Consider the following 22,850-nt stretch of genomic DNA (forward strand, 5'->3'; position numbering starts at 1 on the left):
TTGCGCGACCGGCCGGAATTCGCAAACACGGTTGCGGATCGCGTCTGGCGCGCCTTCTGGAAAGACGACGGCCATCCGCTCGAATTGCTGACGGGTCTCGTGCAGCAGAATCTGGAAGCTGGGCCCATTCCGACATCCTTCGTCGCACATGATGGCGAACGCTTTCTCGGCACGGTCTCCGTCATCGTCAACGACGAGGAACTGAGGCCGCAATACACGCCGTGGATCGCGGCTTTGTGGGTCGATCCGGAGGACCGTCAGCAGGGCATCGGTGCGGCTCTTGTCGACAGAGCGGCAAAGTTCGCTTTCACGACGGGTGCACAGCGGGTCTATCTTCTCACCCGTGAGCGCAGGCGCGCTTATTATGAGGGCCTGGGCTGGGCGGTTCTCGAAGCCGATGCGCCGGAGCTTGGACTGCACATTCTGACCAGGGATCGAGGCGAGGGGCATTCGTGATGGGAAGCGACAAGGATGCGCTTTACCGCCCCAATGTGGGCATCGCGCTTTTCAATCGTCTCGGGCAGGTTTTGATTGCCAAATCCCTTGGCGACGACGGGCCGGAGATCGTCGTGCCGGGGCATGAATGGCAGATGCCGCAGGGCGGAATCGATGAGGGTGAAGAGCCTTTGACGGCGGCGTGGCGGGAGCTGCGCGAGGAGACATGCGTCACGAACGCGGTCTACTTAGGCGAGATGAAGGTTTGGCTCGATTATGACTTTCCACCCTATGACGGCCCGCCTCATCGTCTCGCCCGCTTCCGCGGCCAGCGCCAGAAATGGTTTGCGTTCCGCTTCACGGGCGAGGACCGCGAGATCGACGTGACGCTCGCGCATGACGGCGCGCCGCAGGAATTCAGCGAGTGGCGCTGGGCCGATCTTGCGGATACGCCCATCCTCGTGGTGCCGTTCAAGCGCGAGGTCTACGTGCATGTGGCGGAAGCGTTCCTGCCATTTGCAAAACCGCTCTGACAGGCGGGCTCGGGAACCGCTTCAGCGCTCGCTCTTCTCATCCGGCAACGCGAGTTCGGGGTGCTTCTGAATCAGCGCGTCCCGGTCATTGGCGAGATTGTCCCAGGTCCGCGCCATCTCCAGCAGCTGATCGCGCTGCGGCCCTTCAGGAACCTGCTTGGCGAGAACGCGGCACTCCTCGGCATGCTTGCGGTATTCGGATGCTTTCTTCACGACGTTTCCCTCGTGTGACAGCTTATGCTGTTACAACGCCGCCGGACGCAAAAGGGTCACGACGCCGTCGATAATGAACTGCACCGCGAGGCCCGCGAGGATCACGCCGAGCAGGCGGCTCAGGACGATGTTGCCCGTCACGCCGAGCATGCGCGACACGCGCTCCGCCGCCATGAACACGACGAAGCAGGAAATCACGCCGAGCGCGATGAGGACCAGCAGGAAGCCTAGGTAAACCGGATCGCCGTTGGCCCGTCCGGCCAGCAGGATCGTTGCCGTCAACGCACCGGGACCGGCCATGAGCGGAATGGCGAGCGGGAAGGCGGCCACGTTGCGGATGTGATCCTCGGTGATCGCGATGTCGGCGGTGTGCTGCTTGCGCTCGTTGCGGCGCTCGAACACCATTTCGAACGCGATCCAGAACAGGAGCATGCCGCCCGAGATGCGGAAGGCCGGGATGCCGATGCCGAGAAGCCGCAGAAGAACCTCGCCGCCGAGACCGAAGAAAGCCAGAATGCAGAAGGCGATGATCGTGGCCCTGAGCGCCACGCGCTTGCGTTCCTCGGCATTCATGCCCCGGGTGAGCGAGATGAACATCGGCGCAAGCGCCGGCGGATCGAGGGTGACGAGCAGGGTCACGAGAGCGGCAGAGATATAGTCGAAGAGCATTGGTTGGACCTTGAAGACAGCTTTGCTTTATGGGGTGGATCACTGGTTTTGGCGAGAGGGGCCGCAACGATGTTCACGACTTTGGACCGGATCAGCTGGCCGGGGCATCCCGACAAGGCCAACGAGGACATTTGCGGAGCCTGCCAGGACTGGGCCTGGATCATCGACACCTCGATCTTTCCGGGTACCGCGCCGGTCATGCACCCGAAAAGCGACGCCGCATGGCTCGCGACTTTCGCGGATGAGCGTCTGTCGAATCTCGCGCCCCAGGCCGAGGATGGCGTGGCCCTGATCCGGCATGTGATGGAAGAGCTGTGCACCGCCTATAGGGCGGTGGCTCCGCAGGAGCGTCACGAAGATTTCGTGTCCTGGCCGCTCGGAGCGATGACCCTCGTGCGGCGGAAGGGCAATACTCTCGATGCCTGGACGTTTGGCGACACCACGGCCTTTGTCCGCCAACCGGATGGTACGGTTCTGACGCTGGGTGATGCCCCCGGCCTGCGCGATGCGGAATCCACTAAAGCCGCCGAGCTGATGCAGGCCTCGAACTCCCGGCCCAACGATATTCTCGACGAGCCCGTTTTCCTCGCTTGGTTGGGCGAGCGCCGCGAGCGGCAGAAGAAAAGCGGCGTTCCGGCAGCTCTGCTGAGCCTCAACCCCGGCGCAGCCGACCGCCTGAGGCACGAGAGCGTGCCTTGCGAGGACGGCACCACGATCCTGCTCACCAGCGACGGCTTCTCGGCTTTGGTCGATCTCTATGGCGCCATGGACGCCAAAAACCTCATGGAGGACGCCATCGCCTCCGGCCTGGAGCCCCTGGCCCGCAAGGCGCGGGAGATCGAAACGCAGGCCGATCCGGACGGAAAGCTTTATCCGCGCTTCAAGCAGAGCGACGATACGACCGCGATTTTGGTGAGGGCATAGGGCAGGGCGTTCCATCCGGCCTCAATCCTATCGCCTCTCCGTCATCGCGGGGGGCGCACTGCGCTCCGTCGGGCATGATACTCGCACCGTCATCACCGGCTTTGTGCCGGTGATCCACGCCTGTGAGGCGCTGCAGGTCCATCATGTCATCCCGGGGCCGCGCAGCGGAACCCGGGATCGCAGGACGAGAATGGCGCCTGATCCTGCCCGCGATCCCGGCTCGGCTGCGCCGTCCGGGATGACGACAGGCGGACAGGGAGGACGCCTTGGCCCAATGCACATGTTCCGCTTTTGTTCTTGACAAGGTTCCTAACCGTGGCTATAGGTTGTGTGTCCCGGCTCAGAGAGGGGCGCGCTCGCGAGGCGTCGTGATTGTCGGAGCCGGGAGCGGTCCTGTGTCAGGCCTCGCAAGCCTGTCGGCGGGAGGCCCATCGTTGAAAGACACGGTGTACGCCTAAAAGAACCGTGCGCGAGGAGCCGTCGGGTTCTTCACACACTCCACAATCGAGCCGGACGCCTCCTCGCGCCTCCCTCGACCCCAAAACCTCGGAGCCATCAGCTCGCGAGGATATTCTCGCATGCCTTCGCCCCCATGCTCTTTGAGATTGGCTGCTGATGTTCCATCGCACGCTACGGCAAGGGCTGCCCGAATACCTTTCATGGTGGATTGTCTCTCCTGCACGCGCCAGCTCTCCATGATTGTGCCGACAGCAGGGAGGCGACAAGAAAATTAATTAAAATCAAGGCCTTGGATGGTCCTCCTGAATCCTATTCTCAAGCTTGTTCAGGCAAAGTAGAAAGTGCCGCGGTGCGAGCGGGTTGGGAGTGATGCCGAAGGGTGCGGGTAAGTTATTGAAAGATATATGTCTTTTTTGGCTTTTCTTCCCTCTGGATAACCGCTCAAAAAACTTGAAAATTGCGCCGTTCTCGCCCATCTAAAGACTTGAATTTCAATTGGATTCGCGAGGCTGCCCGCAGGGCCTGATGAAGCGGCAATTCAGCCGCCTCTCGCGAAGGGGCAGACCGTTTTAAGAAAGACCAACCTTGACCGATCCGAACGATATCCGCTCCGGCGGCCCCGGCGGGGACCAGCCGGCCAGCGACATCAAGCCGATTTCCATCGTCGACGAGATGAAGCGCTCCTATCTCGATTACGCCATGAGCGTGATCGTGAGCCGCGCTCTCCCCGACGCGCGTGACGGCCTCAAGCCCGTCCATCGCCGCATCCTCTATTCGATGCACGAGAACGGCTACACGCCGGACAAGAAATACGTGAAGTCCGCCCGCATCGTCGGTGACGTGATGGGTCAATACCATCCGCACGGCGACAGCGCGATCTACGACGCCTTGGTGCGCATGGCGCAGGACTTCTCGCTCCGCCTCATGCTCGTGGACGGGCAGGGCAACTTCGGCTCCGTCGACGGCGATCCTCCGGCGGCGATGCGCTACACCGAGTCCCGCCTGTCCAAGGCAGCGATGCCGCTGCTCGACGACATCGACAAGGACACGGTCGATTTCACGCCCAACTACGACGAGTCGAAGGACGAGCCGTCGGTTCTGCCCGCGCGCTTCCCGAACCTCCTCGTCAACGGCGCCGGCGGCATCGCGGTCGGCATGGCTACCAACATGCCTCCCCACAATCTGGGCGAGGTGATCGACGGCTGCCTTGCTTATATCGAGAACCCCAATGTCTCGGCTGAAGAGCTGATCGAGATCATTCCCGGTCCGGACTTCCCCACCGGCGCGTTGATCCTCGGCCGCTCGGGCGCGAAGTCAGCCTATACCACGGGCCGCGGCTCCGTGATCATGCGCGCCAAATCCGAGGTCGAGGAGGTCCGCAAGGATCGCGAGGCGCTCATCTTCACCGAGATCCCGTATCAGGTGAACAAGGCCTCGCTGATCGAGAAGATCGCCGAACTCGTGCGCGAGAAGAAAATCGAGGGTATCGCGGATCTGCGCGATGAATCCGATCGCGACGGCATGCGCATCGTGGTCGAGATCAAGCGCGACGCCATGGCGGATGTGGTGCTGAACCAGCTCTACCGCTACACGCCTCTGCAGACGAGCTTCGGCTGCAACATGGTGGCGCTCAACGGCGGTCGTCCCGAGCAGATGACGCTCAAGGACCTGATCGCCGCCTTCGTCGACTTCCGTGAGGAGGTCGTTTCCCGCCGTACCAAGTTCCTCCTCAACAAGGCGCGCGAGCGCGCCCACGTGTTGTGCGGCCTTGCTATCGCGGTGGCGAATATCGATGAAGTGATCCGCCTCATCCGCACCGCGCCGGATCCGAATTCCGCCCGTGAGGCCCTTATGGGACGCGACTGGCCGGCGAAGGACATCGCGCCTCTGATCGCCCTGGTGGATGATCCGCGCCACAGGATCAACGACGATGGGACCTATCGTCTCTCCGAGACGCAGGCTCGCGCGATCCTCGATCTGCGCCTGCAGCGCCTGACAGCTCTCGGCCGCGACGAAGTCGGCGACGAACTGGCGAAGCTCGCGGCCGAAATCTCGGAATATCTCGAGATCCTGCGTTCGCGCGCCCGCATCATGTCCATCATCAAGGACGAGCTCGCCGAGATCCGCACCGCCTATGCCACGCCGCGCAAGACGCAGATCGTGGATTGGGAGTCGGATCTGGACGACGAAGACCTCATCGCCCGCGAGGACATGGTCGTCACCGTGTCTCACGCCGGCTACATCAAGCGTGTGCCGCTCTCGACCTATCGGGCGCAGCGCCGCGGCGGCAAGGGCCGTTCCGCCATGACGACGAGGGACGAGGATTTCGTCACCCGTCTCTTCGTGGCGAACACCCATACGCCGGTAATCTTCTTCTCGTCCGAAGGGCAGGCCTACAAAGAGAAGGTGTGGCGCCTGCCGCTCGCCGCTCCGAATGCCAAAGGCAAGGCACTGGTGAACATGCTCCCGCTTTCACAGGGCGAGCGCATCAACGCCATCATGCCGCTGCCGGAGGACGAAGCGTCCTGGGACAAGCTGGACGTGATGTTCGCGACGTCTCGCGGCACGGTTCGCCGCAACAAGCTGTCGGATTTCGTGCAGGTCAATCGCGGCGGCAAGATCGCCATGAAGCTCGATGAAGGCGATACCATCATCGACGTGCAGATCTGCTCGGAGCACGACGACGTGCTGCTCACCACGGCCAAGGGCCAGTGCATCCGCTTCCCCGTGACGGATGTGCGCGTGTTCAAGGGCCGCGACTCCATGGGCGTGCGCGGCATCAACCTGGCCGAGGGCGACGACATCATCTCCATGGCGATCCTGCGCCACGTGGAGGCGACGGGCGAAGAGCGCGCCGCCTACCTCAAGATGCGCCGTGCCGTCATGGGCGAGCAGTCGGCTGATGCCGAGGCGAACGGCAGCGACGATGCGGAGGAGATCGAGAACGGAAACTTCTCGCTCTCGCAGGAGCGCTACGCGGAGATGAGCGCGCTGGAGCAGTGCATCCTGACGCTCTCCGAGAAGGGCTACGGCAAGCGCACGCTGTCCTACGAGTACCGCATCACCGGACGCGGCGGCAAAGGCATCACGGCCATGGCGGTCAACAACCGCAACGGCAAGCTCGTCGCCTCGTTCCCGGTCGAGAACTCCGACCAGATCATGCTCGTCACCGATGGCGGCCAGCTGATCCGAGTGCCGGTGGACGGCATCCGTGTCGTCGGCCGCAACTCGCAGGGCGTCACCGTCTTCTCCACCAAGGACAAGGAGAAGGTGGTCTCGGTGGAGCACATCGAGGGCGAGGACGGCGAAGACGGCGAGGATGACGTCGGCATCGAAGGCAGCGAAGGCGATGCTGTCGCTGGCGGCGAGGAATAAGACCTCGCTTCACACTCTTGAGACATACGAAAAGGGCGCCCGTCGGCGCCCTTTTCTTTCAGGCTTCTTACTTAAGAAAACGCGCGTATTCCGAGGCAAACTTCTCAACCACCCTATTCGCATTCGGGGCTGAAGTGGTGTAGCGGATCTTCACATAGTTTCCCTTGGCAACCGTGATGAAGATGAACGAGCTTCTCGTCGTTCCTTTTTGTGTAATCTCAAGATGGGCTTTGGCGTAGGGATTGGCATCCGCCTTGGTGATGAGCTTGGCCTCCTGATAGGTTCCTTTGGAGACGTGAGCCTGAATGTCGCTCAAGGCCGATTCCCGCTGCTCGATGGAATTCTGGCGTGCATTTGCAGATGTCAGGTCATGACCTAGATCATAGATGTAAATATCGGCCCAGCCTTCACCTGGAATTTCGTAGCGCACGCTGAAGCCGAGACCAGGGGTGCCGTAGTCGGTCTTCTGGCCACGCGCGAGCCCGGCGAGCCTGGCAGGAAAGGGATAGCCGTCGATCTGGCTTACCTGCGCCGGAATCGGGCTTCGCGTAACCTCTGCTGCAGCCTGCGGGCTATAGCCAGATACCAGGATAAGGCTGATATAGAAGCTCCAGGAGCCTAGAAGCCGTAAGAGACGTGACATTGAACCCCCCATTTTCCATGCAAGGTAATGTAATTTACCTGCGGGCGGGAGTTCTATTCACCTTAAGCCTATGAGGGCGCCGCACTCAGCCCAGAACCACGAAGGCGCTCGAAACGGCGGCTGGGGTCAAGACGGCGACTGCGGTGGCGACAACGACGATGAGACGAACCAACATGGGAAAGCTCCTTACCTTTCGTCACGGCGGTTATAGGTCGGCTCGCCAACCTTGGTCGTGCGCCAACGCACGGCTTGCTCCCGGACTATTATCCCGCTACGCCTTGAGCCCATGACATGCACCGCCCTCTATACCGGCAGCTTCGACCCCGTCACCAACGGCCACCTGGACGTCCTGCGCCAGGCCTGCAGCGTGGCGGACAGGATCGTCGTTGCCATCGGGGTCCATTCCTCCAAGGCACCGATCTTTGCCACAGAGGAGAGGGCGGAGATGCTGCGGGCGGTCTGCGCCCCCGTGCTGCAGGAGAGGGGCGTCGAGTTGGAGGTCGTGACCTTCGCCGATCTCGCGGTTGAGGCCGCCCGTCGTCATGGGGCGAGCCTCATCGTCCGGGGCCTGCGGGACGGCACGGATTTCGACTACGAGATCCAGATGGGGTCCATGAACGCGACCATGGCGCCGGATGTTCAGACAATCTTCTTTGCGGCCTCACCTCCGGTCCGCCCGATTACCGCCACGCTCGTCCGGCAGATCGCGGCTATGGGGGGCGATGTCTCGCCCTTCGTGCCGGGCCTTGTCGCGGAGCGTCTCAAGGCCAAATTCAAGCGGCCATAAAGTTTCAATCCTCAAGGGAGAATCCACACCATGAAGCGTTTGCTCGCAGCCTCCGCGCTCGTGCTGGCCGGCCTCGTTCCGGCTTTTGCCCAGCAGGCCAATGATCCGCAGAACACGATCTTCCTCGACACCAAGGATGGCCGCATCACCATCCGCCTGCGTCCGGATCTGGCTCCCAAGCATGTCGAGCAGATCAAGGCGCTGACGAAGCAGGGTTTCTATAACGGCGTCGTGTTCCACCGCGTCATTGACGGCTTCATGGCCCAAACGGGCGATCCCACCGGCACCGGCACGGGCAAGTCCGAACTGCCGAACATCCCGGCCGAGTTCAGCCAGACTCAGTACAAGCGCGGTTCGGTCGGCATGGCCCGTTCTCAGAGCCCGAACTCCGCCAACAGCCAGTTCTTCATCTGCTACGACGGCTGCGGCCCGCTGACCGGCCAGTACACGCTCTTCGGCGAAGTCGTCGCTGGCATGGACGTGGCGGACAAGATCAAGAAGGGGAATTCCGCTGCCAACGGCATGGTCTCGAGCCCCGACAAGATCGTGAAGATGCAGCTCGCCGCCGACGCGAAGTGATCCGAGGTGCGCAAGCATATGGAGCGCGGACTGCCGCGCTCCTGATCTGCCTCGCCATGGGGCTGCCGGCGGCTGCCCAAGACAATCGCTTCAACGGACTCATCTATCCCCGGGCGGATGAAGAGCCGCCTCGAGAGATCGATACCCTCAACGATATCGGACGGGCAATGCAGGCCTGCTGGCAGCCTGCCGGCGTGCGCAACACCGGCCAGGAAGTGACCGTAAGGTTGAGTTTCAAGCGGAGCGGCGAGGTGCTCGGCAAGCCGATGATTACTCATTATCGGGCTGGTGAGCCAGATGCCGAGAATCGTCAGGCCTTTACCCAGGCCGTGCGCGAAGCACTCGCACGCTGCTCGCCGATGCCGTTTACCGACAAGCTGGGCGCGGCGGTGGCCGGACGTCCATTCACCTTCCGTTTCATCGACGCGCCAGCACCGCAGAAGCCACGAGCCATATAGCGGTTTGCCGTCGAACATCCTACATACACGCCATATCAAGGAGACACTGATGGCAGATCCGGAAAACACCCTCATCCTGGAAACTACGAAGGGCCGCGTGGTCATCGAGCTGCGCCCCGACTTGGCTCCCGGCCATGTGGAACGCATCAAAACCCTGGCCCGCAAGGGCTTCTATGACGGCATCGTCTTCCACCGGGTGATTGACGGCTTCATGGCCCAGACCGGCTGCCCCCACGGCACCGGAACCGGCGGCTCCGACCTGCCTGACCTGAAGGCGGAGTTCAATGCCGAGCCGCATGTGCGCGGTACCGTCTCGATGGCGCGTACGAACTTTCCGCACTCCGCCAACTCGCAGTTCTTCATCTGCTTCGACGACGCCCGCTTCCTCGACAAGCAATACACCGTCTGGGGCAAGGTGACCGAAGGCATGGAGAACGTGGACAAGATCAAGCGCGGCGAGCCCGTGAAGGATCCGGACCGCATCGTTTCCATGAAGGTTGCGGCGGACGCAGCTTAAAGAGCAAGCTCAACTCTGAAAGCTTGGACCTCCCGCTCAACGGCGGGAGGTTTTTTCATGGAAGGGCATCAGGCCTGGACGGGAGCCTGAGAGGCCTTCTTTGCGGCCAGCGCGCCACGCACGCCGTTGATGCTGAAGAGCAGGGCAAGGAGAGCGATAAAGAAACCGCGGCCAGGGGTAGAGGTGAGCTTCATCAGGACCTCAAGGGCGATCCAGGCAAGGCCGATATAGGCGATGATCAGATTCTCGCGCTTGTAGAGGAACCAGGCCAGCAGGCTCGCGATCACAATGGCCGCCACGCTCAGCGCGAGCGAGATGACAATCTCGACGCCGTCCAGGGCTCCCAACAGGTCTTGGCCTGTTGTGAGGATGAGTGCCATGGCGAAGGCATAGGAGACGGCAATATAGGCAAGAGCGATGGCACCAGCCTTGATGGCCTCGCGACGGCCCTTTTCAGTATTCACATCAGGCCAGAGGTTGCGGAGAGGGTTCGGCTTGGCTTGGGACTTGTTGTCGGCGCTTTCCATAAGAGGCTCCATTGATTCGTAATGAAATGATATTTCATTTGATAAAGAACTCTCAGCAAGCCCTCATGGGGATGAGGCTGAAACCCCTTTTTCTTTTCAGTGGATAGCGGCCATTGACGGCCAGCCTCCTTCGGGCCGATAACCGGCGCCCGAAAACAAGGCCCTCAGAAACCTATCTATGCGCGTCGACCTCTTCGATTTCGAGCTGCCAGAGCAGAACATCGCGCTCCGCCCCGTGGAGCCGCGCGATGCTGCGCGCATGCTCGTGGTCAAGCCAGAAGAGGCCACTTTCGAGGACGGAGCTGTCCGTGATCTGCCGGATCTGCTGCAGCCGGGCGACGTGCTGGTGCTCAATGACACCAAGGTCATTCCTTCCCGTCTCTACGGCTTGCGCGTGCGCGAGGAGACGGCGGCTCGCGTCGAGATCATGCTGCACAAGCGTGAAGGCGCCGACCGCTGGCGTGCTTTCGCGCGTCCCGCCAAGAAACTGAATGTGGGTGACCGCATCCGCTTCGGGGAGGAATCCGAGGGTACGGCTTGCGAACTCGTGCGCCTCGATGCGGAGGTTGTCGATAAAGGCGAGGGCGGCGATGTGGCGCTTCGCTTTTCCTTCTCCGGCCCCTTTCTTGATGAGGCCATCGCCCGTCTCGGTGAGCTGCCGCTGCCACCTTACATTGCAGGCAAGCGCGCTACGGACGAGAAGGACAAAGCCGATTATCAGACGGTCTACGCCAAGGACGAAGGCGCGGTGGCCGCGCCGACAGCAGGACTGCATTTCACGGATGACCTGTTTCGCCGTCTCGATGAGCGCGGCGTCTCCCGTCAGTTCGTCACGCTGCATGTGGGTGCAGGCACCTTCCTGCCTGTGAAGGCGGACGATACGGACGAGCACCGCATGCATGCGGAATGGGGCACGATCACCGAGGAAACCGCGAAGGCGCTCAACGAAGCGCGGGCGCGGGGAGGGCGGATCGTGGCGGTCGGCACGACATCGCTGCGTCTGTTGGAGAGCGCCGCCCGCGAGGATGGCACCATCGCGCCGTTCTCCAGCGACACGGCAATCTTCATCACGCCCGGTTATCGCTTCAAGGCGGTGGACGTGCTGATGACCAATTTTCACCTGCCGCGCTCGACGCTGTTCATGCTCGTTTCCGCCTTCGTAGGGCTGGATCGCATGCGCGCGGCCTATGCTCACGCCATCGAAACCGGCTATCGCTTCTATTCCTACGGCGATGCGAGTTTGCTCTTCCGGCGTTAACGCTCCATCTCAGCTTTCATGCCCGTAAACGGCCCCGATCCATGAGGACCGCATGACCACAGAGCAGTTCACCTTCAGCGTGACCAAGACCGACGGCACCGCCCGCACCGGCGAGATCCGGATGCCGCGCGGCGTCATCCGCACGCCCGCCTTCATGCCCGTGGGCACGGCGGCGACCGTGAAGGCCATGTATCCCGATCAGGTGAAGGCGCTGGGGGCGGACGTGGTGCTCGGCAACACGTACCATCTCATGCTGCGCCCAGGCGCGGAGCGGGTGGCGCGGCTCGGCGGTCTTCATCAGTTCATGAACTGGCCCTATCCGATCCTCACCGATTCCGGCGGCTTCCAGGTCATGTCGCTGGCGGCGCTCCGCAAGGTCGACGAGACCGGCGTGACCTTCCAGTCGCATATCGACGGCTCGAAGCATTTCATGTCGCCTGAGCGCTCCATCGAGATCCAGGGGCTGCTCGGCTCCGACATCCAAATGCAGCTCGACGAGTGCGTGCGCCTGCCGTGCTCGGACGAAGAGGCCGAGCGCGCCATGCGCCTGTCCCTGCGCTGGGCGGAACGCTGCCGCATTGCCTTCGGCGACCAGCCTGGCAAGGCCATGTTCGGCATCGTCCAAGGCGGCGCCGTGGAACGGCTGCGCATCGAGAGCGCGCGGGAACTAGCCGCTATGGACCTGAAGGGATACGCCATCGGCGGCTTGGCCGTGGGCGAGCCGCAGGATGTGATGCTGCGCATGATCGAGACAGTCGAGCCGCACATGCCGAAGGAAAAGCCGCGCTACCTCATGGGCGTGGGCACGCCGGACGATATCGTGGAGGCCGTGCGCCGGGGCGTGGACATGTTCGACTGCGTCATGCCGACCCGCGCCGGACGCCACGGCCAAGTCTTCACCAAGCATGGCCGGATGAACCTGCGCAACGCGCGCTTCGCAGAGGATACGCGCCCACTGGACGAGAGCTCGAAATGCACGGCTTCGAACACCTATAGCCGAGCCTATCTCCACCATCTCGTCCGCTCGAACGAGATTTTAGGCATGATGCTGCTGACTTGGAACAATCTGGCCTATTACCAGGAACTCATGGCTGGCCTGCGCAAGGCCATCAGTGAGGGCCGTCTGGAAGATCATATCGGCGAGGTCAAGGAAGGCTGGGCCAAGGGCGAGCGGGACGGTAAGGCCGAGATCGGCCATCACGCCGACAACATCGCGACCCCGGCGGAGGGCTGAGGGAGGATTTTCCCTTTGCCCGTGGAAAACCGGACCTTTGGTGTGAGGAGTTGAGAATTTCGGCCTCAAACCGGGGCTTTTCGATTGACCCACCGCCGAAGAGCCCCTATTTCGGGCTCACCTCTCAAGAGCGCGTAGCTCAGCCGGTAGAGCATCTGACTTTTAATCAGAGGGTCCTGGGTTCGAGTCCCAGCGCGCTCACCATATTTTCCAAGGGTTTTATCGGCGCCCTTGCGAGCCGTCCCGACAAGCAGCCTAAGGCTCATTCCGACAATCCGGCTCGTTTCCTTATCGCCTCCGGGCACCTTTTTGGCGCTCCCGCGTGGTCTTTCTGGCGTAGAGGTGCGTCATACCCGCCTCTTGTGCCCAATCAACGCGCGAAGCTGTCGCGACCGTCAGAGGCGGGAGGAGCTCTTGCTTGATTATCGCGTCCTTTGCTCGCCTTAAGTCCGCGTGATGCTGCCGGGTGTGCGCATGAGTGTCGAACCGTCATCCAGGAAACGGAGGCCGATGCCTTCAACGAAGACCTCATGGATCGTGCCGCCGTCCGTGAACGGCATGCGGTCGCCGACGCAGAGGCCGAGGAGCGCCGTTCCCAGGGGCGTCGTCACGGAGATCTCCGCGCCGGGCCACAGCAAGTCTTCGGGATGGACGAGCAGGTGCGCCCGCGACTTCGGCTCGTCGTCGATGCGAAAGATCACGCGGCAGTTCGTCGAGACGACATCCTCCGGCAATTCCGACGGATGGCAAATCCTCGCGCGACGCAACTCATCGAGCAGGAATTCGTATGCAGTGTAATTGTCTTTCTGCCGGATCCTCGCGGTGAACAGCAGGCGATTGTAGTCGTTTTCCGAGAGAACGATCGGGGGAAGTTCGTGCTGCACGTTCATGAAAGCCTCCTCAAGACGGTCACTGCTGGACGCGTAGACGCGCGTTCCTGCTAGACAAACGGACGTCGCATGCCGGCACGCGCCTGAACGGCGGATGCGGCGGATGAATGCTGCTGTGAGAAAGACTGGATGCCCCGGAGCGTCGGCGACCATATCGGGTCACGCCGACTGCTGGGGCTTACTTGCCTGCTTTGAGGCACCCCGCATGTGCAAAGAGGCGAAGGTTTTTCATGAGCGTAATCATGACATTCACAAGGTAGCTCAGTTGCTCGCGAATGCAAGCTTGCGAGCGACATAGATGCTCGTTCGAAAGAAGTATGAGTCATTCGGAGACGTCAGATTATGCGCAAGTTGAAGCCCTTGCCCAGGAAGGCAGAAAAGCCGCGTCCTGCATGACTTTGAACGCCTGCTGGCCGGTAAGTGTAAGATCTCAGGGTGCTTCACGGTTTGCCGCGGTTGAAATTCAGTTTTTAATGCTTACATCTGTATTGTCATGATTACTTCGCATCATATCCTCATTCTGCGCGGAGGCCGCCTCCTGGCGGGCCGCTGATCCCCGAACCAGGCAGGCGCATTGCGCCGCCATCGTTCGGGGGCATGACACATCTTGCAAAGTCGAATTCAGCAAGCCCGATCCTGGGCCTGTGCGCGCTTGCCTCAAGGCAATTCAGCTGCGGGCCTGAATCGGCATCGCAAAAGGAGGATTTCATGAACGAAACCATGCACCTGCCGCCGGTCACCGTCGCAACGCACGACTACAACCGCCTCATGTCCGCTGCGGCCTTGGAAACCAACCGGCGTCGTCCACATCGCGACTTCTTGCTGTCGGAGCTGCGGCGTGCATCGCTGTGCCATCCCGATGCGTTGCCCGAGGACGTGGTCTCAACCAGCGCGAAGGTAACTTACCGCCTTGACGGCGAGGGACATTCGCGAGCGCACATCCTGGTCTATCCGGAGGATCTGCAATGGCCGGGCGCGGAACTGTCCGTGCTGACACCTTTGGGGATCGCCCTGCTGGGGCTTCGCGTCGGCGATCGAATGCCGTTCAAGACGAATCCGAATGGGCCAGTGCACGAGGTCGTGGTGGAGGATGTGCGGTTCAGGCTCCTGCCTGATGACGCCGAACCTGTCCGTGCTGCACCCATTCGATTGGATCACGAGCACGTCAACTCGCGTGACGATCTCGAGCGCCGGCTCGACGAGGCTCTGATGGAAACCTTCCCGGCCAGCGATCCGATCTCGATCATCGTCTGTGGACGGTCCTGATCGCTGCCACCACGATGCCTGCTGCCTTCCCATGGCACAACAACACATTGGAGAAGACAATGAAACAGGTCACGCTTCCGCCCATCACGATCACCACGGTCGATTACGACCGGCTGGCCTGGATCGCGAATGCCGGCATCAACGGCCAATACTACACCGTCGCTGAGATGCTGGCTGATGAACTCGATCGCGCAACGGTCGCGGCACCCGGCACCATCCGTCCGGACATCGTGACGATGCATTCGGAGGTCGAGTATCGGGACGAGGTCACGGGCGACGTGCGTCACGCCACGCTGGTGTACCCGGGCGAGGAGGATTTGGATGCCGGACGCATCTCGGTCCTGACGCCGGTCGGTGCAGCCTTGATCGGCCTCTCGGAGGGGCAATCAATGGAATGGCGGGGACCGACGGGCGGAAGTCGCAAGATAATGGTGCAACGGGTGCGCTTCCAGCCCGAGCGCATGGCTGGCCTCGGCGCCTGACAATCGAAACGCAACACGCTGCAGGGAATGCTCCCAAGCAGCCAAGGAGAAGAAACATGAAAACGACAGACACAATTGCCGTCACGAGAAAAGCCGCGCTCCCCAAGCGGCCGCACAACTCCCGGGCAACTGAGGCAAAAGCAGTTGCGGTCTCGGAATGGGCTCCTCAGCCCAGCACGATGACCCGTGCGGAGATCCGCAAACTCGTGATCGACCAGATCGGGTAGCGGCGGTCCTTGCCGCTACCCTGCCATGGACATGTACCAAACTCCGGTCCCGAAACCACAGGAGACGAACCCATGCACATCCTGGCAGCGACGGATTTCTCGACCCGCTCGCAGCGGGCCGTACGGCGGGCTGGCTTGCTGGCGCGGGACGGGGGTGCTGAACTCACTCTCGTGCACGTCGTGGACGACGACCAGCCGCCGGAGCTGATTGCGCTTGAAATGCGCGAAGCCGAACGGATTCTCGGTGAGCAGATCGACGCGGTTGCTGAATTGCGCGGACTCTCGTCGCGGGCCCTCGTCGTCGCGGGCAATCCGTTCGATGGCATCCTGCGCGCCGCAGCATCCATGAGCGCGGGTCTCATCGTCATGGGAGCGCCGCGCAAGCAGCTTCTGCGCGATATCCTCGTTGGAACGACCGTCGAACGCGTGATCCGTACGGGCTCGGTTCCGGTCCTGATGGTGAATGGGGAAGTGGAGCGGCCCTACCGGACGGCTCTGGCACCGGTCGACCTGTCCGAACCATCCGTGAACGCTATCAGATCAGCCATGGCCTTGGGCCTGCCCGTCGGTGCGCGGCTTGCGCTCGTTCATGCCTTCCTGCCGCTGGCGAAGGGCCAGATGTTCTATTCCGGACTGAACCGGGAGACCATTGACGGATATGTGGCCGAGGAGCGCGCCCGAGCCACCAGGGAGCTGATCGCGTTTCTGGAGGAGAACGGCCTTAGCGATCATGGGCAGCCCGTGCACGTGGAAGAGGGCGCGCCGATCGAGGTGATCTCCAAGGCCGTGGAGCAATCGGGTCCGGATGTCCTGATCATTGGGACGCATGGCCGAACGGGCATTGCCAAAGCATTCCTGGGAAGCGTGACTGAGGAGGTCCTGCGGTCTCTCGACATCGACATCCTCGCCGTCCCGCCAACCCGCTAAATCTGTCCATTCCCATTACCGAGTGATTGGATCTTCCGCCGCATCCGCGGCGGGAACCTCCTTGTTACCCTCGATGCGGTCACGATACAAAGCCGCCCGCACGAGCAGCATCAGGGTCACCGGCGTGGTCAGGCTAACGAACACGGCGATCAGGATCTCATGCACGACCGGGCGCGCCTCGATCATGCTGAAGAGCAGGACGGAGCCGGCCAGGATGCTTGCCATGCCCAGCGTCGTGCCGAGCGTGGGCGCATGGACACGGGCATAGAAGGTGCCGAGCCGGAGCAGCCCGAGCGATCCAATCAAGGTGACAGCCGCACCGACCAGCACGAGAAAGGCAGTCAGCAGCGCGGCCCAGGCCGGAAGATTTCCTGCTGCGTTCATTCGATGACCTCGCCCCGCATGAGGAATTTGGCGAGCGCCAAAGTCGAGACGAACCCGAGAAGGCCGATCACCAGCGCTGCCTCGAAGAACAGGGTACTGCCGATGCGGATCCCGAACGTGATCAGCATCAGCATCGCGTTCACGTAGAGGGTGTCCAGTCCAAGAATGCGATCCTGCGCTCTTGGTCCCGCAATGAGGCGGTAGGTGGCACAGCACATTGCCAGGGCGAGCATGATCTGAGCGCCGACGATGGCCCATCCGAGGATGACGAGAGCGTTCATTCGAAGATCTCCATCAGCAACCGTTCGTAGCGATGCTTGATCGTCTGAATCCATGCCGTCTCGTCGACCAAGTCGAGAACGTGCAGCAGCAAGGTGCCCTTGGCCGCATCGTAATTCACCCAGATCGTGCCGGGCGTCGAAGTGATGATGATGGAAAGGACCGCAAGTCCATGGCGGTCCCGCAGGTCGAGCGGAATGGTCAGGAAGCCCGCGTTCACGCCCGGCTGCCTGGAACGCACGATGATGCGTCCGACCGCGAGGTTGGAGCGGAGGATATCGATCAGTACCATGCCGGCGAGACGCAAGGCCGCGCCGGGACGGCGGATGCGCGGCTTCTCGGGCCGCAGGGCGGCCATGGCCCAGGACGCCAGCACGGCGATCACGCTTCCGAGGATGATGTGACCGGCCGAGACCGATTGATTGAGCAGCAGCCACAGAACCAGCAGGGACAGCGAGAGAAGCGGATAGGGCAGGACACCGCTCATGGGCGAACTCCCTCTTCAGCGGCTTCGGCCGTCGATGCAGACAACACGCCTGTGATGTAACCCTGCGGGGTCTGGAGAGACTGCGTGGTCGCCTCCATGTAGCGCATCGCCGGGCCGCCGGCGACGGTCAGGCCCAGGGTGAGCAGCAGGAGGGCGAGCACCGGAGCCATCTCGATGATGCGCACCCGGGGAACGCTGTCGTCCATGCGGGCCCAGAAGGAGGTGATTCCGCTCCGCGTCATGGCGATGAGTGTCGCCAGGCCCGACACCGTCAAGAGGCCGATCAGAATCCAGGTCGAGGCTTGGACCACAGTGCCGTCGGTTTTCAGCATCGCCGCCATCATGGCGAACTTGGCGACGAAGCCCGAGAAGGGTGGCAGTCCCGCCAGGAGCAGGGTACAGGCGATGAAGCTGCCGCCGAGGGTCGCGATTGTCGCGGGAATGGCGATGCCGATTTCATCCGCCAAATCCTCGTCATCGCCTTCGCCATAGGCCTCCATGGTGACGGCAAGCACGTCGGCTCCGGGATCGCGGATGCGCTCGACCAACTCGACGAGCAGGAAGAGAGCCGCAATCCCGAGGGTGGAGCTGACGAGGTAGAGCAACGTGGCGCCGATGACCTCGCCACCGCCGGTCCCGAGGGCGGCAATCAAGGTTCCCGACGAAATGAGGACGCTGCACCCGGCAAGCCGCGACAGGGTCTGAGAGGCGAGGACGCCGATCGTGCCGAACACGATCGTCAGCATGCCGCCGGCGAGCAGCCATTCGCTGCCGAATTCGGCCAGCGGGCCTGCTCCTGGGCCGAACACCAGCGTCCACAGGCGCAAGATGACATAGATGCCGAGCTTGCTCATGATTGCGAACATGGCCGCAGCCGGCGCCGAGGCGGCCGCATAGGTCGTAGGGAGCCAGAAATTGAGCGGCCAGGTCCCCGCTTTCATCAGGAAGGCCGTGCCGAGGATTGCAGCAGCTGCTGCAAACAAGGCCGCATCGCCCGGTGAAAGGGCGGAAACGCGGGCGGCGAGATCCGCCATGTTGAGGGTGCCGGTGACGCCGTAGGCCAGGCTGGCGCCGATAAGAAAGAGAAACGACCCTGTCAGGTTGATGGCGATGTAGGAAAGACCTGCCCTGACTCGAACGATCCCGTCCCCGTGCAGCACGAGGCCATAGGATGCCGCCAGTAGCACCTCGAAGAACACGAAGAGGTTGAACAGATCTCCTGTCAGAAAGGCGCCATTGAGACCCATGAGCTGGAGCTGGAAGATCGTGTGAAAGCGCGGTCCCGCGCGATGCCACCGTGCAAGCGCATATAGCAACGACGCGATGCCGAGCACGCTCGTCAGCACCAGCATGAGTGCGGAGAGACGATCCAGCACGAGCACGATCCCGAAGGGAGCGGGCCAGTTGCCGAGTTGGTACGTCGCCACGCCGGATCCCGGAGGCGCCATGTCGGCCTGCCGCATCAGGATGATGGCGACGATCAGCAGCGCAAGGGTGGTCGCGATTCCGATCGCACCCTTGAGAACGCGTTGGCGCTCCGCGAGGAGCAGCATCACAGCGCCCGAGATGAGCGGGAGCAGGATCGGCACGATGAGCAGATGGTCGAGCATGCTCATCATTGTGCGTCCTCCCGGCCATCGACATGGTCGGTTCCCGTCAAGCCGCGCGAGGCGAGCAGGACGACGAGGAACAGGGCCGTCATCGCGAAGCTGATGACGATGGCGGTGAGAACCAGCGCTTGCGGCAGCGGGTCGGCGTAGAGCGCTGGGTCGATGGCTTCGGTGTTTTCGAGAACAGGCGGCGCGCCGGTTCGAAGCCGGCCCATGCCGAAGATGAACAGGTTCACCGCATAAGACAGCAGGGACAGGCCGATGATGACCTGGAAGGTGCGCGGCCGCAGCAGGAGCCACACGCCGGAGGCGGTCAGGATGCCGACTGCGAGTGCGAGAATGAGTTCCATCATGCATTCTCCTTTGCCACCGCGGGCGGTTCGGTGAGTGCCGGAGAACGGGACAAACGAGGAGCGCGAACGGACTGGTGCGCCAGTGCGATCAGAATGAGTACGGTGGCGCCGACCACGACTGCGAAGACGCCGAGGTCGAACAGCAGCGCGGTGGCGGCCGGCACCTTGCCGATCAGGGGAAGATCCAGGTAGCGGAAATATGACGTCAGGAACGGATAACCGAAGAGCCAAGAGCCCATTCCGGTGAAGGCCGCGCAAAGCAGGCCAAGGCCCGCCCAGCTCATCGGCCGGATGCGCACTCTTGCCTCGATCCAGCGCGTTCCGCCCGCCATGTATTGCAGGATCAGCGCAATCGACATCGTGACTCCGGCTGCGAAGCCGCCGCCCGGCAGATCGTGGCCGCGCAGGAACAGGAAGATCGCGACGACGATGATTACCGGAAATAGCCATTGCATGATCAGCGCGGGGATCGTGATGTAGTCGGCCAGTGTGTCGCCTATGGCGCGGTCGGGCTTTGCCTCATCATAGGCATCCTGCACCCGTTGCTGCTCAGGCGCTCCGACGCTTTCCTGCGCTGGGCGGAACCGCCGCAACAGGGAGAACACGGTGATCGCGACGATGGCGAGCACCACGATCTCGCCGAAGGTGTCGAAGCCGCGGAAGTCGACCAGGATGACGTTGACGATGTTGCGCCCACCAGCCTCTGAATATGCGTTCTCGACGAAGTAGCGCGAGATGGTGTCGGGAAGCGGGCGCGTGAGCATGGCATAAACGATCAGCGTCATGCCTGTTCCGGCTGCGATGGCCAGCATCAGGTCTCGTGCGCGCCGCATCCTGTCATGGATTCCCATGGAGAGGCCATCGCCCACCGTCGCAATCCGCTTCGGCAGCCAGCGCAGGCCAAGCAGGATCAGCACCGTCGTGACGATCTCGACCAGAAGCTGGGTGATGGCGAGATCAGGGGCCGAGAACCATACGAAGGTGATGCAAGTGACGAGCCCAGCTCCGCCCATCAGGACCATGGCCGCCAACCGGTGATACTTCGCCTGATAAGCCGCGCCGATGGCGCAAAGGCCGCCGACGATCCAGAGCAGGAGGAATGCGGGGTCGAAGCCCGAGGCAGGCTGGGAGCCCGCCTCAAGCCCTTGCCGATAGAGCGGCCAGAGCGCCGCGAGGACTGCGAAGGTCACCAGAAGCCGCAGTTGCGGCTGAAGCCGCTGTGTGCCGAACATACGCTCCGCGGAACGTGCCCACTTCCATGACAACGTGACGAGCACGCGCTCGAAGATGCGCTGGCCCTTGAAGCGACGCATGATCGGAGGGCCGTCGATCCCTTTCGCGAGGTATCCCTGCAACAGCCAGTACAGGATGACGCCGCCACCCAGGGCGATCAAGCTCATGACCAGGACTTCGTTGAAGCCGTGCCACACGGCGAGGCTGTAGTACGGAGTGTCGGGACCGAGGACTGCGTACACCGCCGTGGCGAGGAAGGGCTTGATTGTCATCGCCGGGAGAATGCCGACGAGCAGACAAGCCAGGACCAGGAACTCGACGGGAAACCGCATCCAGTGCGGCGGTTCATGCGGTGCGCGCGGCAGATCGGTTGCAGGCGGCCCGAAGAACACGCCGTGGATGAACCGCAGGGAATAGGCGACGCTGAAGGCGCTCGCCAGCATGGCGAAGTAGGGCAGGGAGTGGTCGAGGATCGAGTCGACGTGGAACGCCGCCGCCTCGGCAAAGAACATCTCCTTGGAGAGAAAGCCGTTGAGCAGGGGCACGCCGGCCATGGCTGCGGCCGCGACCATGGCAAGCGTGGCAGTGATCGGCATATACCGGAACAGCCCGCTCAGGCGCCGGATGTCACGGGTGCCGGACTCGTGATCGATGATGCCGGCCGCCATGAACAGCGATGCCTTGAAGGTCGCATGGTTCATCGTATGGAAAATCGCCGCGACGGTGGCGAGCGGGCTGCCAAGGCCGAGCAGGAGCGTGATCAGGCCCAGGTGGCTGATGGTGGAATAGGCCAGCAAGCCCTTGAGATCCTGCTGAAAGATAGCCGCATAGGCCCCAAGGACCAGGGTGCAGAGACCCGCGGACACCACAATGTAGAACCAAGCCTCCGTTCCGGACAGCACGGGCCAGAGCAGGATGAGAAGGAACACGCCGGCCTTCACCATCGTGGCCGAGTGGAGATAGGCCGACACGGGGGTGGGCGCCGCCATGGCATGGGGAAGCCAGAAGTGGAACGGGAACTGCGCACTCTTGGTCAAGGCACCGAGCAGGACCAGGATCAGCGCCGGCAGGTAAAGACTGCTGTTACGGACTCTGTCGCCCGATGCCAGCACTTGGTCGAGATCGTAGCTGCCGACGATATGGCCGATCACCAGGATACCGGCGAACAGACACAAACCGCCCGCGGCCGTGACCGTGAGCGCCATGCGCGCGCCGTCGCGGGCGCTGGCATTGTGATGCCAGTAGCCGATGAGGAGGAAGGAGAACAGGCTGGTCAGCTCCCAGAAAAAGACCAGCTGGATGAGATTGCCCGAGAGTACGATGCCGAGCATCGCGCCCATGAAGGCGAGCAGGAACGAGAAGAAGCGCGGAACCGGATCGGCGGGCGACATGTAGTAGCGGGCGTAGACTGCGACCAGGAAGCCAATGCCGGCGACCAGCATGGAAAACAGCCAGGTGAAGCCGTCCATGCGCAAGGTGAAGTTGAGGCCCAGAGTCGGCAGCCACTCGATGCCGATGCGCAGGACACCGCCCCGGTGAACCGCCGGAAACTGAATGGCGGTCAGGACAGTGGCGCAGAGGGCAATGGTCCCGGCCAGCGCGGCAGCGCCATTCCTGGCATCCTGACGGAGGCTGGCGGCAAGGAAGCTCCCGAGGAAAGGAAGGATGACGATGGCCAGGAGGGACATGCCACTGGACATGGTTTGAGTAATCTCCTTCCGGGTGGGAGCGCGGATGAAACTCCAATTAAGGGCTATGCCATCCAGTATGGTTGACGGGCGCGCGCGACGCAACGGCAGATCGAGGGAAACGTCGCTGTGAAGCCTCGGGCGCGGGTAACGGGTGCTTCCCGGCAGCACTTCTCCACTGGGGAGCCGGGAAGCGTAGATTACCCGTCAGGTCACGCCGGTTTAGGGGTGCCTGTTGCGCCGACGGGCGGCACGGCAGGCCGCGAGGCCTTTGGCTGCGAGGTGTTTGAATCGCCTGCGTCGCGGACTGGGGGCTGTCCGTCGATGAGGTTGCGGATCTCCTCGCCGGTGAGCGTCTCGTACTCCAACAGACCCCGCGCCAAAGCCTCCAGATCCGAAGCCTTCTCGGTCAA

Annotated in this window: 26 protein-coding genes and 1 tRNA gene; 15 read left to right on the top strand and 12 right to left on the bottom strand. The window is 62.4% G+C overall.

The genetic code is table 11. The annotated features are described in order from the left end of the window. Both MHY87_RS16800 and MHY87_RS16805 read left to right on the top strand, forming a co-directional pair. Complete coding sequence (locus tag MHY87_RS16800) at nt 1-456, top strand: GNAT family N-acetyltransferase (RefSeq protein WP_239353721.1); 456 nt, start codon at nt 1-3, stop codon at nt 454-456. Then, a complete protein-coding gene (locus tag MHY87_RS16805; protein WP_239353722.1) occupies nt 456-968 on the top strand; it encodes an RNA pyrophosphohydrolase in 513 nt (170 codons plus the stop codon). Before MHY87_RS16800 ends, MHY87_RS16805 begins: the two co-directional genes overlap by 1 nt. Nucleotides 969-989: 21 nt before the next feature. Here the strand turns inward: MHY87_RS16805 and MHY87_RS16810 are convergent, their stop codons facing one another. Continuing rightward, nucleotides 990-1,181, bottom strand: a complete 192-nt coding sequence (locus MHY87_RS16810; RefSeq protein ID WP_239353723.1) for a hypothetical protein — start codon at nt 1,179-1,181, stop codon at nt 990-992. Nucleotides 1,182-1,211: 30 nt separating this feature from the next. Continuing rightward, nucleotides 1,212-1,850 (bottom strand): MarC family protein, encoded by a 639-nt coding sequence (locus MHY87_RS16815; protein ID WP_239353724.1) that lies wholly within the window; start codon nt 1,848-1,850, stop codon nt 1,212-1,214. 69 nt (nt 1,851-1,919) lie between these two features. Here MHY87_RS16815 and MHY87_RS16820 point away from each other — a divergent pair, with 69 nt between their 5' ends. Both MHY87_RS16820 and gyrA read left to right on the top strand, forming a co-directional pair. Beyond that, complete coding sequence (locus MHY87_RS16820; RefSeq protein WP_239353725.1) at nt 1,920-2,774, top strand: protein phosphatase 2C domain-containing protein; 855 nt, start codon at nt 1,920-1,922, stop codon at nt 2,772-2,774. Between the two features lie 1,131 nt (nt 2,775-3,905). Further along, nucleotides 3,906-6,608, top strand: coding sequence for a DNA gyrase subunit A (gene gyrA, locus MHY87_RS16825; RefSeq protein WP_239353750.1), 2,703 nt, complete (start codon nt 3,906-3,908; stop codon nt 6,606-6,608). A gap of 67 nt (nt 6,609-6,675) precedes the next feature. On the opposite strand, the gene MHY87_RS16830 is transcribed toward gyrA, so the two are convergent. Continuing rightward, complete coding sequence (locus MHY87_RS16830) at nt 6,676-7,251, bottom strand: hypothetical protein (RefSeq protein WP_239353726.1); 576 nt, start codon at nt 7,249-7,251, stop codon at nt 6,676-6,678. 286 nt (nt 7,252-7,537) lie between these two features. On the opposite strand from MHY87_RS16830, the gene coaD reads away from it, so the two are divergent. From coaD to MHY87_RS16850, 4 genes are read left to right on the top strand one after another with little or no spacing between them, the layout of a single operon-like run. Then, on the top strand, nt 7,538-8,038 hold the full coding sequence (gene coaD / locus MHY87_RS16835; protein ID WP_239353727.1) for a pantetheine-phosphate adenylyltransferase: 501 nt from the start codon (nt 7,538-7,540) through the stop codon (nt 8,036-8,038). A gap of 30 nt (nt 8,039-8,068) precedes the next feature. Continuing rightward, the gene (locus MHY87_RS16840; RefSeq protein WP_239353728.1) at nt 8,069-8,617 is read left to right on the top strand and encodes a peptidylprolyl isomerase; all 549 of its coding nucleotides are present in this window, start codon (nt 8,069-8,071) and stop codon (nt 8,615-8,617) included. A gap of 56 nt (nt 8,618-8,673) precedes the next feature. Next, complete coding sequence (locus MHY87_RS16845; protein WP_239353729.1) at nt 8,674-9,075, top strand: hypothetical protein; 402 nt, start codon at nt 8,674-8,676, stop codon at nt 9,073-9,075. 49 nt (nt 9,076-9,124) lie between these two features. Next, nucleotides 9,125-9,592: a peptidylprolyl isomerase gene (locus tag MHY87_RS16850; RefSeq protein ID WP_239353730.1), complete on the top strand. Its 468-nt coding sequence runs from the start codon at nt 9,125-9,127 to the stop codon at nt 9,590-9,592. A 68-nt stretch (nt 9,593-9,660) separates the two neighbouring features. Here the strand turns inward: MHY87_RS16850 and MHY87_RS16855 are convergent, their stop codons facing one another. Beyond that, nucleotides 9,661-10,119 (bottom strand): hypothetical protein, encoded by a 459-nt coding sequence (locus MHY87_RS16855; protein ID WP_239353731.1) that lies wholly within the window; start codon nt 10,117-10,119, stop codon nt 9,661-9,663. Between the two features lie 178 nt (nt 10,120-10,297). On the opposite strand from MHY87_RS16855, the gene queA reads away from it, so the two are divergent. From queA to MHY87_RS16870, 3 genes are all read left to right on the top strand, one after another. Next, nucleotides 10,298-11,377, top strand: a complete 1,080-nt coding sequence (gene queA, locus MHY87_RS16860; RefSeq protein WP_239353732.1) for a tRNA preQ1(34) S-adenosylmethionine ribosyltransferase-isomerase QueA — start codon at nt 10,298-10,300, stop codon at nt 11,375-11,377. A 52-nt stretch (nt 11,378-11,429) separates the two neighbouring features. Further along, entirely contained in the window at nt 11,430-12,611 is a 1,182-nt protein-coding gene (tgt, locus tag MHY87_RS16865) for a tRNA guanosine(34) transglycosylase Tgt (RefSeq protein WP_239353733.1), read from the top strand. 128 nt (nt 12,612-12,739) lie between these two features. Continuing rightward, a tRNA-Lys gene (locus tag MHY87_RS16870) sits at nt 12,740-12,815 on the top strand. Between the two features lie 239 nt (nt 12,816-13,054). Here the strand turns inward: MHY87_RS16870 and MHY87_RS16875 are convergent. Further along, on the bottom strand, nt 13,055-13,501 hold the full coding sequence (locus tag MHY87_RS16875; RefSeq protein ID WP_239353734.1) for a GreA/GreB family elongation factor: 447 nt from the start codon (nt 13,499-13,501) through the stop codon (nt 13,055-13,057). 708 nt (nt 13,502-14,209) lie between these two features. Between MHY87_RS16875 and MHY87_RS16880 the strand changes: the two genes are divergently transcribed. From MHY87_RS16880 to MHY87_RS16895, 4 genes are all read left to right on the top strand, one after another. Beyond that, entirely contained in the window at nt 14,210-14,767 is a 558-nt protein-coding gene (locus tag MHY87_RS16880; protein ID WP_239353735.1) for a GreA/GreB family elongation factor, read from the top strand. Nucleotides 14,768-14,826: 59 nt separating this feature from the next. Then, nucleotides 14,827-15,249, top strand: coding sequence for a nucleoside diphosphate kinase regulator (gene rnk, locus MHY87_RS16885; RefSeq protein ID WP_239353736.1), 423 nt, complete (start codon nt 14,827-14,829; stop codon nt 15,247-15,249). 56 nt (nt 15,250-15,305) lie between these two features. Then, a complete protein-coding gene (locus MHY87_RS16890) occupies nt 15,306-15,476 on the top strand; it encodes a hypothetical protein (protein ID WP_239353737.1) in 171 nt (56 codons plus the stop codon). Between the two features lie 72 nt (nt 15,477-15,548). Continuing rightward, nucleotides 15,549-16,403 carry a universal stress protein gene (locus tag MHY87_RS16895; protein WP_239353738.1) on the top strand — a complete coding sequence of 285 codons (855 nt, stop codon included), beginning with the start codon at nt 15,549-15,551 and terminating at the stop codon, nt 16,401-16,403. Nucleotides 16,404-16,418: 15 nt separating this feature from the next. On the opposite strand, the gene mnhG is transcribed toward MHY87_RS16895, so the two are convergent. The 7 genes from mnhG to MHY87_RS16930 all read right to left on the bottom strand — a co-directional run. Continuing rightward, nucleotides 16,419-16,787: a monovalent cation/H(+) antiporter subunit G gene (gene mnhG / locus MHY87_RS16900; protein ID WP_239353739.1), complete on the bottom strand. Its 369-nt coding sequence runs from the start codon at nt 16,785-16,787 to the stop codon at nt 16,419-16,421. Next, nucleotides 16,784-17,068 carry a K+/H+ antiporter subunit F gene (locus tag MHY87_RS16905; protein ID WP_239353740.1) on the bottom strand — a complete coding sequence of 95 codons (285 nt, stop codon included), beginning with the start codon at nt 17,066-17,068 and terminating at the stop codon, nt 16,784-16,786. The genes mnhG and MHY87_RS16905 overlap by 4 nt, the downstream gene beginning before the upstream one ends. Then, nucleotides 17,065-17,553: a Na+/H+ antiporter subunit E gene (locus MHY87_RS16910; RefSeq protein WP_239353741.1), complete on the bottom strand. Its 489-nt coding sequence runs from the start codon at nt 17,551-17,553 to the stop codon at nt 17,065-17,067. Before MHY87_RS16910 ends, MHY87_RS16905 begins: the two co-directional genes overlap by 4 nt. Beyond that, a complete protein-coding gene (locus MHY87_RS16915) occupies nt 17,550-19,172 on the bottom strand; it encodes a monovalent cation/H+ antiporter subunit D (RefSeq protein ID WP_239353742.1) in 1,623 nt (540 codons plus the stop codon). The genes MHY87_RS16910 and MHY87_RS16915 overlap by 4 nt, the downstream gene beginning before the upstream one ends. Continuing rightward, entirely contained in the window at nt 19,169-19,513 is a 345-nt protein-coding gene (locus tag MHY87_RS16920; protein WP_239353751.1) for a Na+/H+ antiporter subunit C, read from the bottom strand. The genes MHY87_RS16915 and MHY87_RS16920 overlap by 4 nt, the downstream gene beginning before the upstream one ends. Beyond that, nucleotides 19,513-22,449 (bottom strand): monovalent cation/H+ antiporter subunit A, encoded by a 2,937-nt coding sequence (locus MHY87_RS16925; protein WP_239353743.1) that lies wholly within the window; start codon nt 22,447-22,449, stop codon nt 19,513-19,515. The genes MHY87_RS16920 and MHY87_RS16925 overlap by 1 nt, the downstream gene beginning before the upstream one ends. Before the next feature lie 200 nt (nt 22,450-22,649). After that, a partial coding sequence (locus MHY87_RS16930) for a hypothetical protein (RefSeq protein WP_239353744.1) occupies nt 22,650-22,850 on the bottom strand: 201 nt, incomplete at its 5' end.

The organism is Microvirga sp. ACRRW (genome assembly GCF_022346925.1).
In the GTDB taxonomy this organism is placed as follows: domain Bacteria; phylum Pseudomonadota; class Alphaproteobacteria; order Rhizobiales; family Beijerinckiaceae; genus Microvirga.